At 54.9% G+C, this 12,574-nt stretch carries 10 protein-coding genes; 3 read left to right on the forward strand and 7 right to left on the reverse strand.

Annotated features, from left to right (window positions below; translation table 11 throughout):
• Positions 1-39: 39 nt before the first annotated feature.
• Positions 40-699, forward strand: coding sequence for a response regulator (locus tag DYU11_RS17420; RefSeq protein ID WP_229365891.1), 660 nt, complete (start codon positions 40-42; stop codon positions 697-699).
• Positions 700-762: 63 nt separating this feature from the next.
• Here the strand turns inward: DYU11_RS17420 and DYU11_RS17425 are convergent, their stop codons facing one another.
• From DYU11_RS17425 to DYU11_RS17435, 3 genes are all read right to left on the reverse strand, one after another.
• The gene (locus DYU11_RS17425; protein ID WP_119668995.1) at positions 763-2,385 is read right to left on the reverse strand and encodes a tetratricopeptide repeat protein; all 1,623 of its coding nucleotides are present in this window, start codon (positions 2,383-2,385) and stop codon (positions 763-765) included.
• Positions 2,385-3,749: a hypothetical protein gene (locus tag DYU11_RS17430; protein ID WP_119668996.1), complete on the reverse strand. Its 1,365-nt coding sequence runs from the start codon at positions 3,747-3,749 to the stop codon at positions 2,385-2,387. Before DYU11_RS17430 ends, DYU11_RS17425 begins: the two co-directional genes overlap by 1 nt.
• A 195-nt stretch (positions 3,750-3,944) precedes the next feature.
• Positions 3,945-4,379, reverse strand: coding sequence for a hypothetical protein (locus tag DYU11_RS17435; protein WP_119668997.1), 435 nt, complete (start codon positions 4,377-4,379; stop codon positions 3,945-3,947).
• 348 nt (positions 4,380-4,727) lie between these two features.
• On the opposite strand from DYU11_RS17435, the gene DYU11_RS17440 reads away from it, so the two are divergent.
• Complete coding sequence (locus DYU11_RS17440) at positions 4,728-7,226, forward strand: TonB-dependent receptor domain-containing protein (protein ID WP_158600301.1); 2,499 nt, start codon at positions 4,728-4,730, stop codon at positions 7,224-7,226.
• 111 nt (positions 7,227-7,337) lie between these two features.
• On the forward strand, positions 7,338-8,303 hold the full coding sequence (locus tag DYU11_RS17445) for a nitrilase family protein (RefSeq protein ID WP_119668999.1): 966 nt from the start codon (positions 7,338-7,340) through the stop codon (positions 8,301-8,303).
• Between the two features lie 75 nt (positions 8,304-8,378).
• Here DYU11_RS17445 and DYU11_RS17450 read toward each other — a convergent pair whose 3' ends face one another.
• The 4 genes from DYU11_RS17450 to DYU11_RS17465 form a co-directional block, all read right to left on the reverse strand.
• A complete protein-coding gene (locus tag DYU11_RS17450) occupies positions 8,379-8,855 on the reverse strand; it encodes a hypothetical protein (RefSeq protein ID WP_119669000.1) in 477 nt (158 codons plus the stop codon).
• Positions 8,856-9,014: 159 nt separating this feature from the next.
• On the reverse strand, positions 9,015-10,850 hold the full coding sequence (locus DYU11_RS17455) for a glycoside hydrolase family 2 protein (RefSeq protein ID WP_119669001.1): 1,836 nt from the start codon (positions 10,848-10,850) through the stop codon (positions 9,015-9,017).
• A 144-nt stretch (positions 10,851-10,994) separates the two neighbouring features.
• Entirely contained in the window at positions 10,995-11,552 is a 558-nt protein-coding gene (gene phnN, locus DYU11_RS17460; RefSeq protein ID WP_119669002.1) for a phosphonate metabolism protein/1,5-bisphosphokinase (PRPP-forming) PhnN, read from the reverse strand.
• Positions 11,553-11,646: 94 nt separating this feature from the next.
• On the reverse strand, positions 11,647-12,570 hold the full coding sequence (locus DYU11_RS17465; RefSeq protein ID WP_119669003.1) for an N-acetylmuramoyl-L-alanine amidase-like domain-containing protein: 924 nt from the start codon (positions 12,568-12,570) through the stop codon (positions 11,647-11,649).
• Positions 12,571-12,574 lie beyond the last annotated feature (4 nt).

Genomic DNA, 12,574 nt, shown 5'->3' on the forward strand with positions numbered 1-12,574 from the left:
GCTATTTACACCGGCCGTTCAGCGCCGTAGGTTTGCCCCATGAACGATACCATCAAAATAGTCTATTACGAGGATAACCGCGACCTGCGCGAAGGCATCTCGTTTCTGTTGCAGGCCACCCCGAACCTGGAGCTGCTGGGCGCGTTTGCCGATTGCAGCCGTCTGCAGGACGAAATGCGGAGGCTGCAGCCCGACGTAGTGTTGATGGACATCGACCTGCCGGGTATCAGCGGCATCGATGCCGTCCCGATCGTGAAGGCGACTTCGCCCCGGACGCAGGTGCTCATGCTGACGGTGTTCGATAACGAAGACAAGATTTTTCAGGCAATCCGGAACGGAGCCAGCGGATATCTGCTGAAGCACACGCCCCCATCCGAAATCGTCGCGGCCATTTTCGACCTGCACCGGGGCGGGTCGCCGATGACGGCCAACGTAGCCCGGAAGGTGCTGCAATTCTTTCAGTTTCAGCAAAAAGCCGTGGCGCCAGCCACGCCCGACCGCGACGACTACAAACTGTCGGCCCGCGAACTGGACATCATCAAGGGGCTGGTGGCCGGGTTCAGCTACAAGCTCATCGCCGACGACCTGCACATCAGCATCGATACCGTCCGCTCGCACATCCGCCACATCTACGACAAACTCCAGGTCAACTCCAAAACCGAAGCGATCCTGAAAGCCATGCGGGAGGGGCTGGTGTGAAGTTAACCATGCGTTACGTTGCCGTTTTATAAAACAGCGTTGCAAGCGGAAGTAGGGTTTTAATTAAGATTGAGGCTTGTTATCAATGGATTGTACGATTTGATTAAACCGTTCCTCGCCAATCTGCTCAATAATGGCGCTGAGGTAGCCAACTGAATTCTTAACTGAGGGCGAACCGATTTGGGTGAAAAGACTACGGGACTTTTCTAATAAAGGTACAGCTTTCTGTACGTCCGCAAACTGTTCATAATAAATGGCTCCCAGATTGTGTAGTACAGTTGCTTCGCCCTTCCGGTCGCCGATCTGTTGTTGGATGCTCAGGCTCTGCTCGAGGTAGTGTAGGGCCGTCTCGTAATCGCCTTTGGCATCGTAAATCTGGCTGATGTTGTTGAGGGTGGCGCCCTCGCCCGCCCGGTCGCCGATCTGTTGTTGGATGCTCAGGCTCTGCTCGAGGTAGTGTAGGGCCGTCTCGTAATCGCCTTTGGCATCGTAAATCTGGCTGATGTTGTTGAGGGTGGTGCCCTCGCCCGCCCGGTCGCCGATCTGTTGGCGGATGCTCAGGCTCTGCTCGAGGTAGTGTAGGGCCGTCTCGTAATCGCCTTTGGCATCGTAAATCTGGCTGATGTTGTTGAGGGTGGTGCCCTCGCCCTTCCGGTCGCCGATCTGTTGTTGGATGCTCAGGCTCTGCTCGAGGTAGTGTAGGGCCGTCTCGTAATCACCTTTGACCGTATAAATCTGGCTGATGTTGTTGAGGGTGGCGCCCTCGCCCGCCCGGTCGCCGATCTGTTGTTGGATGCTCAGGCTCTGCTCGAGGTAGTGTAGGGCCGTCTCGTAATCGCCTTTGGCATCGTAAATCTGGCTGATGTTGTTGAGGGTGGTGCCCTCGCCCGCCCGGTCGCCGATCTGTTGGCGGATGCTCAGGCTCTGCTCGAGGTAGTGTAGGGCCGTCTCGTAATCGCCTTTGGCATCGTAAATCTGGCTGATGTTGTTGAGGGTGGTGCCCTCGCCCGCCCGGTCGCCAATTTGGCGGGCTAACTTTAAGCTTTGTTCCAGGTAAGGTAAAGCTTCAGAGAACTGTGACAGCTGATAATACAAGTTACCTATCTGTTGATTGAGGTACAACAACAGCACCCTGTTATCTATATCAGCAAGGCGTAGTTGTTTTTGAAGCCGTTCAATCTCGGCTTCTTTCTCGGCTTTAGTCTGACCGCCGAGCGATGATACGTCTGTGTCTGTCTCCAAAAACGTTTCGGTCAGATCGGTTTCATCACTGTGAAATTCTAACGCCAGGGACCGCAACGACCACCAGTCCGGGATGCGCTTGGGTACGTTGGTATAGCCGCTTGGTTCCACAAAGCACAGCAATGCCAGCGGAAGCCGAGCCAGCGCGTCCCGGCGTTGGTTAAAAGCTGTACATAAGTCTTCGTTACCCGGGCGAAAAAGCCAGTCAAAATCCGGAATCAGGACAATCCCCTCCCGAAATGTGTTGAGTGTATCGATAATGTCCCGGTACGCTTTGCCGTTCAGACGCAAGGTGAGGAAGGGACGGTTCGGATAAGTAGCCTTAAGATGATCCGCTATATCATCGATGATGTGTTTTCGGTTATGCCCAATGACAATAAACCGGAAAATGGGCTGCCGCAGCGCATTGGTCAGTAAGCGAAGCTCACGGGAAGGAGTTTCCATCAGGCTTGTCCTAAAACACGGTAGCGGTACAACTTGGACCGTTCGAGGATTGGGTTTACTCGTTTGTACGTACCATCGTTATATTCAAAAATTATTTCCTTTTCCAGCAAGCTCTGAATACCACTATCAAAACCGATGGGATTGCCTGCTTCTAAATCGGATTTGATCGTTTTCAAAAGCTCAAATTCGGCTGGCTCAATGTATCGAGCCGTAGCGTTACCCATTTGCTCAATGGCGTTTTCTACGGCTTCTTTAGTGATTTGAGTTGCATCATTATCCAGTTCCCAGGTAGCCTGCTCAATAATTCTGAGCAATTGCCGCGGGGAACCACCACTGTATCGAATTGCCAGATGGATAGTTTCGGGTGAGTCAAACAAACTTCGCTCAACTCGCTTACACACAAACTCTTCGAACCGTTCAATAGCATTGTGTACTACACTGCCATCCCGTTCTTCAATTTTGATGAATGGGAACGTAACCACTTCGCCCGAACTTCGGATTAGCTGCTCTTCCTTCATCAACTCAATAGGGAGCGTGAAGATGGTGTTGGCTTTAATTTGCCGAATCCGGTTCGATTCATTCAGAATAATGGCTCGTCTGGTTTCGGCTGTCATGGTCTTCTCCAGGCCGTCAACAATGAATAGTATTTCCCGACCTTTGTTCTCCCGACGTAACTGTTCATTAGTCTGCTCAATGAACGTGTTGAACTTGACCGAAAAGTCACTGAATCGGTTTTTGATATTCGTTCGTATAGCTTCGGCGCGTTCGTAACTTCCCGAAAGTCCGGCCTTCAGTTTTGCCGTAATGCCTAAGAGTTTACCCAGAAGTCCGGAAAACGAAACCGGGTTTTCATTGCCAACTTCCAGTTCTACACTGCCCTCTGCTTTCAGATTTCGGTTAATTTCTTTGACCCGTTCCTGAAACCAGATATTCATGCTTTCTAAAATAGATTCGTCTATAGATAGATCAACCTCCTGCGCTTTTTGTAGGAGCTTTTCTAACTGAAAAATTAGAATATCCATGTACTGGATATTGTTCATATCCAGTTCAGTATCAACGTTACAGGTTACCACAAAAAAGCATTGCGGTGAATCAAGAAGCTGACAGTATTTGGCTAGTTCAGATGTTTTACCTGAACCCCGCATGCCTGCCAGATATAGTAAAGTTTTATTGTAACGATTGGCTTGGTAGTCAAACTGGTATTTCCCGTCTCTAAACGTCACGTTTAAAATACGCATGACCCGACGCTCCTGGAAAGTACCTCTGAGGTTTTCAAAATTTACATAAAACTCATGGTCAGGGGTGACGGGCTCAAACTTGTTTACAGCCGCATCAATTTCTTCCATTCTGGTTGCTTTTTGCATAATGTTGGGCAAAAACCATAGTGTGTTCTTACCTCAAAAGTATAAAAAACGTGTTGAGGTTCAACAAAACTGCACTTTGCTAAAAAGTCACTCTCTCAAACGGGAGAGGGGTTGAGATGAGGAAAGGTTTTAGTATCGTAACACAAAAAACGGGGCCGCAATGCGGCCCCGTTTTCGAATTGGGCATTGACAAACTTAAATCCGTTTTACCTGAATAACCGCTTCCGGCTTGACCTCGACCGGGCTGGTACCGGGGTAGGGGCGCACTTCCTTCAATATGAGCTGATAGCGCTCGGTACCCAGCTGAACCGTGGTTGAATCCTGGGTTTTCTGCGGAACACCACAATCGCCGAGGCACAGAATTCCTTCCCGGCTTTCTGTTCCCTGGCTCAGCAGGTAGAATACGTTGGCATTGCCGAACCGAACGCAAACGACATTGGCCGGGCAGCGGCTATCTTCAATTTTTTCGATCTGTAGGGTGGCGTCCTCGCCAACGCGGGCCGACTGGCTGGCAGCTACTACCAGCGATCCTTTATCCTGCGGAAGAGCTTCGTTTTCAACTGAACTCTGGCAACCTACGGCCAGTAAACCGCCCAGCAGTAGAGTTAAAATGTGACTATGTACGCGCATACGTATTCGCAACTTCATGTGATCGTTAGTCTAATGAGTCCGATCGGCTCAAAACCGTTGCAAAACCCCCGTATTTTTTAACTCACATAACCATGTGATAGCCCATCACATGGTGGTAACGCCATTTTATGCCCTACGTCGACCGTTCGCTCAAACGATTGGTATCAAAGGCAACCCTGCTCCACCAATGGTACTCTTTCTGTGCAACGGTTGCGCCGGAGTGCCCTCTTTAGCCCGTAACCGATTCACATCTTTGTGCGATTGATGAGCGTTGCCTAACCTGCCAACTTTGCAGCAGTCAACCAGTCAAGATCACAACAGACAATGAACAGTAAACAACGTCTACTCATGAGCGATCTACTAACCCCATCCTTGTTCGACACGCTGGTGGTTAGCATTATTCTGATGGGCCTCTTTGGCCTGACCGCTACTGCGGCCTTTGCGCAGCATCTAGCACGGACAACTGTATCGGGCGATGCGAAAACACCGGCCGGTAAACCACTGGAATTTGCGACCATACTGCTGCTTAAAGCCGGCGATTCAACCCTGGTGAAAGGCGCAGCCGGCGACGCAGATGGCCACTATAGCATCGATAACGTCATGCCGGGTACGTACCGGATATCGGTAACGGGCGTAGGGTATCAGAAAGCGTTTTCGGCGCCCTTTACGGTCGAAACGGGTCAGGCGCAGGTGGCCGTACCGACGCTGGTGGTACAGGAAGATTCGCGGACGCTGGGTGAGGTGAAGGTAACGGCCAAAAAGCCCTTCATCGAGCAGTTGGCCGATAAAACCGTCGTCAACGTCGAGAACAGCATCGTGTCGGCGGGCGGTACGGCCCTCGACGTGCTGGAAAAAGCGCCGGGCGTTCTGGTCGATACGCAGAACGACCGCATCAGCCTGAAAGGACGCACCGGTACGCTGGTGATGATCGACGGCAAACCGACGTACCTCTCGGCGCAGGAGGTGGTGAATCTGCTGCGGAACACGCCCAGCAACGGCATCCAGAGCATCGAGCTGATTAGCAACCCGTCGGCTAAGTACGATGCGGCCGGCAACGCCGGAATTATCAACATCCGGCTCAAGCGCGGCACCCGGAACGAAGGTACCAGCGGCAGCGCTACGGTTGGATCGGGCTACGGTCGGTTCCCGAAAGCATCGGCGGGCCTGACCCTCAACCACAGAGCCGGTGGCTGGAGCCTGTTCGGCAACTACAACTACGATTATAACGAACGCTTTGGCTCAGTGGATGCCCGGCGAATTTTCGGGAAAGGGGACTCACTGACGACCGTGCGGAACCTCGGCTACCGGCCGAGTTCGTCCAGAAACCACACGTTCAAGGCCGGGGCGGATTATGCACTGGGTAAGCGTACGTCGGCCGGGCTGATGCTCAACGGGATGGTGAGCGATAACCAGGCGCGGATCGATAACAGTAACCTGCTGTACAACGCCGGGGGCGAACTGCAGCAGAACGTAACGATGGTGAACGCTTCGACGCGGGGGCTACAGCGCATCGCGGCCAACGTTAACGTCAAGCATACGTTCGACACCCTGGGCCGAAACGCCGGACCGCGCGAGCTGACGGTCGATGCCGACTATTCGTACGTCAGCATTGATCCGCAGGACAACATGCGGACCCGCTTCCTGAACGCCGTGGGGGAGGAAGTACGGCAGCCGTTGGTTCAGCGCAATACGCCCCCGTCGCAGGTGACAATCCGGGCCGGCAAGTTTGACTACGTGCATCCGCTGAGCAAGAGCGCCAAACTGGAAGCGGGCGGTAAAATCAGCTACGTTACGTCTGATAACGACGCTCGATTCGAAACGCTCGTCGATGGCAATTACGTGATCGATCCGCAGCGGACGAACCACTTTCTATACGACGAAACCATCAGCGCGGCTTACCTCAACGGCAGCAAAGACTGGCAGAAATGGTCGCTGCAAGGGGGACTTCGGATGGAGCATACCCGCTCGCTGGGCAACTCAGTAACCCTAAACAAGGTGGTGGACCGCAACTATGTCAATCTGTTTCCAAGCGTATTCATGACCTATACCGCCAGTAAGAACCACCAGTGGCGGACGTCGTACAGCCGACGCATCGACCGGCCTAACTACCAGGATCTGAACCCGTTCGTGTACGTTATGGATACGTATACCTACTATCAGGGTAACCCGTTCCTGCGCCCGCAGTATACCGACGCGTTCCAGGTGGGGTATACGTACAAAGGGCAGACGACCGCCAGCCTGAGCTATAACCATACAACCGACGTAATCACCGGTGTCAATGAGCAGATGGAACAGATCATGCGCGTTACGACCGTCAACCTGGCGAGCCTGAAGAACATCAACCTGAACGTGGGCTTCCCGCTGACGATCACCAAATGGTGGAATACGCGGCAGACGGTCGATGTGTTCTACAACGCCTACGACGCCGAATATGCCGGGGAGCGGCTGGACTACCGCCAGGTTTCGGCCAATGTCACGTCGAACCATAGCTTTGTGCTGCCTCATGGGTTCACGGCCGAACTGTCTGGTTTTTACAACTCGCCGTTTGTGTACGGCATGCTGAGGCTCCGCGCACTGGGTCAGGTAAGTGTCGGGGTTCAGAAAACGCTCTGGAACAAAACCGCTACGGTTCGCCTGAATGTCAGTGATCTGTTTCAAACCATGCGGCCGGGTGGGGTCATCAACCACGGTACCACGAACGTGACGTTTACAAACCGCTTCGAGAGCCGCGTGGCTCGCCTGACGTTCACCTACAACTTCGGGAACCGCAACATAAAAGGAGGTGGTCAGCGCCGGTCGAGTGCTGAAGAAGAACAGCGTCGCATCGGCGGGGGCGGGTCGAATTAAGGTTCGTGGTTTGTGGTTTGTAGTTTGTGGTTAAACTGTAGAACTACAAACCACAAACCACAAACCACAAACCACTTTTTCCTACCTTTACAAGTCACCATCGTCTGTGTTATGCAACCCATCAAGATTGCGACCGCACAATTTGAGAATGCCAGCGGTGACAAAACGTTTAACCTGCAACGTATCGACGAGCTATCGGCGCGGGCTGCCAGACAGGGCGCTCAGGTCGTTGCCTTTCACGAATGTTCCATTACGGGCTATACCTTCGCCCGAAACCTGTCCCGGGCGGAGTTGCTGGCTGTGGCCGAGCCCATCCCCGATGGAGAAAGCATTCAGGCCCTGACGGCCATTGCCCGCAGAAACGACATCGCAGTGTTGGCCGGTCTGTTCGAAAAAGACGAGCAGGATCAGATTTTTAAAGCCTACGTGTGCGTCGACAGGAACGGGCTGGTGGCCAAGTACCGGAAGCTCCATCCATTCATTAATCCGCACATCCTGCCCGGCGATCGATACGTGGTGTTCGACCTGTTTGGCTGGAAATGCGGTATCCTGATCTGCTACGATAACAACGTGGTCGAAAATGTGCGGGCCACGGCCTTGCTCGGAGCGGATATTATTTTCATGCCGCACGTAACGATGATGACTCCCTCGACGCGGCCGGGCGCCGGTTTTGCGGACCCGGCGTTGTGGGCGAACCGGGAGAACGATCCCACCTCGCTGCGGCTGGAATTCGACGGCATGAAAGGCCGGGCCTGGCTGATGAAATGGCTGCCCGCCCGGGCGTATGACAACGGTATTTACGCCATTTTTGCCAATCCCATCGGCATGGACGACGACCAGCTGAAAAACGGGTGTTCGATGATCATCGATCCCTTCGGCGATGTCGTTGCCGAGTGCCGCGAACTGGGCGACGACATCGCCGTTGCTACCTGTACCCCTGAGAAACTACAGCAGGCCGGTGGCTATCGGTATCGCAAAGCCCGCCGACCGGACCTCTACCGCGACATCATCGGACAGGCCCACCAGCCCGAGCAGAAAGTGGTCTGGCTGAACGCCGAACAACCGATTGAGGAGTAGCTGATACCTGTTCCTCGGACGTGTGCCCTCACCTGCACTTGAGAGGGGGCACACGTCTGGGGACTCAGGCACACTTTATTCGTCTGTTTCGGGCTGTTCGGCTGTTGTTGTGCGTTTTCGAATCAATTTCCGCTTGGCTTTAACGATGAGCAGCACGGAACCAATCAGAAACACCAGCGCGGGCACATAGAAACGGAGGTGAACGGTGTCGATAACCAGTGCGAATTCGTCTGCCGACAGCATCAGAAAGCCCTGATACAGTATGTCGAGCCACAGAAAAGCCACGGCCAGGCACACCAGCAGCCAGACGGATTTTCGGGGAGCAATAACCACCGACCAGACGTACAGCCAGCCCAGCAGCGCCAGTCCGGCCAGGATATTCTGCGGAATCGGTCCGGTAAAAACCGCCATTACGTTCCAGACGATGATGGGCTGAACGAATGTGCCGTCGCTGTAATTCACCAGCATGAACGACAACACCGTCAGCAGGGCCAGCCGCCGGATAGCTGCCTGACGGATCGCCACGATATATTCATAAGGTGCCGACTGCATCGTACGTGTCGTTTGTCCACTCCGGCAAAGGAGTGGTGTTTTCTGGTAATGACGTCCAGAGCGCCCGTTCGTCACTACCACCCCCTCACGCCCATTTCTGATCCCGGACGTTTTCGCTTTTTACAGCGGGGTAAAAACGCTGCCATGTATTGTGAAGAATTATTTAGCCGGAATCTTCCCGGACGCCAGCAGTCCGGCCGGTACGCTGAGTTCGCCGGTGTGCGGGTCAATTAGTCCGTTCTGTTCGTCTTCAATGTTGGTGGCCTGCGTGTAGACGTCGCCGGCAATGGATCGGTTCCGCAGTTCCTGCTTGAACTGCCGGATGCGTTCGGCGCGGTTTTCGGGGTCGTTGGGGCCGCCGTAGTCGGCAAAGCCGAAACCGCCCCATTCGCTCACCAGCAGCGGCACCTGGCGCCGGTAGAAAAACGGATCGCCTACCACGAGCGGGAAAGCCGCTACGCCTTCCAGCTGCCCTGCCACGAGCCGGTCGAGGAGGTCGCGCCAGCGGTCCGGATCGGGCGTGTAGAGGTGGGCCGTCAGCAGATCGGATTTCAGGCGGCCTTCCAGCGAGATGTGGTGCCAGCCGTCGTTGTCGACCACCAGAAACTGCGGGTGATTGATCAGCATGTAATGGTACAGGTCGATGATGTACTGCCGCGTTTCGGCGTTGACGGCAATGTCCTGAGCGCCCCAGTCTTCGTTGTAGAGACTCCAGATAACGACCGATGGATGGGTTTCGATGAGGGCCAGCATCCGGAGCAGTTCGGCCCGGTGGTTTTCGCGGCTGCGGTGGCTCGAACTGTGGGGACTGGGCACTTCGACCCACAGCAGCATACCCATTTCGTCGGCGAGATTATAGATACGCGGATCAACCCCGGCAATATGCACCCGCACCAGATTACAGCCCAGTTCTTTCATCGCCTGCATGTGCCGCTTCATTTCCTCGAACGTAGCGGTGCCGGGCTGGTAAAGAATACCGTCCAGGTAAATCGACGTATTATTGAGGTACACGCAGCAGCCCCGGGCTTCAATCTTCCGCAGACCGAAATGCGATTCAATCTGCGCCGGATAGCCGCTGGAGTCGATCAGCTGCGCTACCAGCCGGTACAGATGGGGCGATTCGGGCGACCACAGCTCTGCGCCCGGCACTTCGATCACGACGCGCTGCTGTTTCTGCCCGGCCTGCAGGCGCAGCGGGAAGTCGGAGGTTGCCAGCAGATCATCGGAATCGCGCTCATACACATGGAGCCGCAGCGTATACAAACCGGGATCGTGAATCCGCGTGGTGAGGTTAAACCGAACGAGCTGATCTTCTACCACGCTGACCACCCCGACCCTTGACCGTAGCCGGTTGCGCTCCACTGTTTCGAGCCACACGCTCCGAATGGCCCCGGTGTAGGTATGGTACCAGATGCCCCCCCGTTTATAGACGTGAGATTCCTGCTTCCCCCGCGGAATTTCGGCGTCCATGGTGTCGGCGATGCGAACGGTCAGCCGGTTCATAGGCTGCAGGCATTCTTCGCCGAGTTCGTACGAAAAAGAGGTGTATTCGCCGTAGTGGACCTCTTCGCCTTCGATGGTCTGGAGCGGATGGCCGTTCAGCCAGACGCGGGTTTCGTAGCCGCAGGCCCCGAACGTAAGCTGAATCATGGTCCGGTGGAGGGGCTCGGTACGGGCGGGGAGTTCAAATTCGCGCTCATACCAGGCTATAACTTTATCCTGCCAGCCGGTTGCCTGCTGCTGCCCCTTGGCCTCAGCCATGTGCGCTTCGATGGACCCCGGCCAGATGGCGATGTGCTCATAGTCGCGGCCGAGAAACCAGCGTTCCCGCATACCGCTGTCGTTCGGGTCGAGGCAGAACCGCCATTCGCCGTCCAGGAGAATATGGTTATTGGGTCTGAGAACCGCTCTGGGAAGTGGATTTTCGAATCGCTCGGTCGTCTGAACTTCTTCTCTGCTTACTGCCGAACTAAAATTAAGGTGCTGAGAGTCCATACTGGTCTTGATAACGTTGAGGGCGACAAGGGCCAGTCCGGGTCGGTTGTCTGGCCTGGTCACCACATTGACCTCTCTAACTGCAAATTGTCCTGAGTAGTTTTAGAATAGTACTAACGCACCAGAACCTCTCAACGAATAGCCTCAGTCAAACTGGCCGGTCAGGTAGGCCGTGAACTGGTCGCCGGCTTCCTGCACGGTCGTATTGTTTGGTATGCGAACCAACCCCGGCAGATCGATGGCCGACAGGGCCGCAGCCCGCTGTAGCCGCTCATCGATTGCAGCCTCCGTTTCGCGGCCCCGTTTTACGAGCCGGTCGCGGAGGATGGTCCGGTCAACCTCGATTAGTACGGGACATAAACCGGGGATGCGTCGCCGGGCTTCGGGCAGGTATTCGCGGGAGCCGTTTACCACCACGGTCAGGCCCGCATTCAGCCACGTTCTGACTTCAATGCCAATGCCATAGCACAGGTGATGACTTTCCCAGTTCAGCACAAACAGGCCCTTCGCTAAACGTAACTGAAACTCGGCCAGGCTGAGGGCTACGTGGTTCTCGCCGGCGGCTTCGGGGGGACGGGTAATGTAGCGGTGGGCAAACACAACGCCCGGGTGGCCATCGAGTTGCTGTCGGGCGTATTGAAGCAGACTATCTTTGCCTGCTCCGGAGGCTCCCATTACGTAGACCAGCGTGCCGTTTTCCATTTGCCAAGAGCGTTTGTTTTCCCGTAGTAAAAGTCAGAAGGCACTGTTAGTCAATTATTAGTCGACCATCAGGTCTTAGTAAGAAACGGGCCGACTATTGGGGCCGCGAAGCCGTTTGGGGGGGCGTTCCTTTCAGCCGGGCTACGCGGATACCCGACAGGCGCTTGTGCCACTGTACGTAGTCGGTCAGCGGATACCGCGTAATCACTACCTCGCCCTGTTCGGAGGAGGCATGCAGCAGGTGCAGCCGGTTGCCCTGCCGAACGGCCAGCCCAACGTGCTTCATATCCAGACCGGGCCGGGCGGCCGTCAGCATGATGATATCGCCTTCGCGGAGTTGAGCTTCGGCCTGTTTGAGCTTCTTCTTCGGAATGAAATAGAACGACTGCTGGCTGATTTCGGCTTCAGTGTCGGCCATCTGCTTGAAAATGGCCGGATCACTCAGGTGAGGATATCGATACGTAGCCGTGGTCATGTACGATACCGGTTTCGCCACCGACAGGCAGCCCGGCAGTTCGCCGGATACATCCTTGAGCAAGCCTTTGCGCTCGTTATCCCGGAGCCATTCCGATAGGTAATGAAGTCGGCTGGCGTAGCCGTTGATGACCCCGTTTCGATAGCGCAGACGGGTCAGGTAGCTGCGGAACAGTACGTTCAGCTGGGCCTGGTTCTGTTTATCGGTGAGGTCCTGCCAGGCCAGCGAGAGGGCCAGAACCGTTTCCAGATAGGTCGTGCAGTCAAAGGCCTTCAGGTTGACAACCAGTTGCTCCGCAGCATTGATGTCGAGGGTATGCGGTACGTAGGGAGTGCCCAGAAACTGCTTGCCGATGGTAACGGCCGTTTCGGGCAGGGTTTTCCCACCGACGATAGATAAGGACCGCAGATCGTCGGGCATTGTCTGGGCGCTGACCGAAGCCGACAGCAGACCAGCAAGAACCAGCAGGCAAAGAACTAAAAAACGTTGAGGGGTAAGTATGGGCAATACGTAAGCAAAATGAAAACGTACATAGTTTTTCATTCCG

Origin of the sequence: Fibrisoma montanum (assembly GCF_003583365.1) — a bacterium.
Classification (GTDB): domain Bacteria; phylum Bacteroidota; class Bacteroidia; order Cytophagales; family Spirosomataceae; genus Fibrisoma; species Fibrisoma montanum.

What these genes read in the sequence shown, in the direction of transcription:
- DYU11_RS17425 (WP_119668995.1), bottom strand. Translation starts at nt 2,385, where the DNA reads ATGGAAACTCCTTCCCGTGAGCTTCGCTTACTGACCAATGCGCTGCGG.
- DYU11_RS17445 (WP_119668999.1), top strand. Translation starts at nt 7,338, where the DNA reads ATGCAACCCATCAAGATTGCGACCGCACAATTTGAGAATGCCAGCGGT.
- DYU11_RS17440 (WP_158600301.1), top strand. Translation starts at nt 4,728, where the DNA reads ATGAGCGATCTACTAACCCCATCCTTGTTCGACACGCTGGTGGTTAGC.
- DYU11_RS17455 (WP_119669001.1), bottom strand. Translation starts at nt 10,850, where the DNA reads ATGGACTCTCAGCACCTTAATTTTAGTTCGGCAGTAAGCAGAGAAGAA.
- DYU11_RS17435 (WP_119668997.1), bottom strand. Translation starts at nt 4,379, where the DNA reads ATGCGCGTACATAGTCACATTTTAACTCTACTGCTGGGCGGTTTACTG.
- DYU11_RS17420 (WP_229365891.1), top strand. Translation starts at nt 40, where the DNA reads ATGAACGATACCATCAAAATAGTCTATTACGAGGATAACCGCGACCTG.
- phnN (WP_119669002.1), bottom strand. Translation starts at nt 11,552, where the DNA reads ATGGAAAACGGCACGCTGGTCTACGTAATGGGAGCCTCCGGAGCAGGC.
- DYU11_RS17450 (WP_119669000.1), bottom strand. Translation starts at nt 8,855, where the DNA reads ATGCAGTCGGCACCTTATGAATATATCGTGGCGATCCGTCAGGCAGCT.
- DYU11_RS17465 (WP_119669003.1), bottom strand. Translation starts at nt 12,570, where the DNA reads ATGAAAAACTATGTACGTTTTCATTTTGCTTACGTATTGCCCATACTT.
- DYU11_RS17430 (WP_119668996.1), bottom strand. Translation starts at nt 3,749, where the DNA reads ATGCAAAAAGCAACCAGAATGGAAGAAATTGATGCGGCTGTAAACAAG.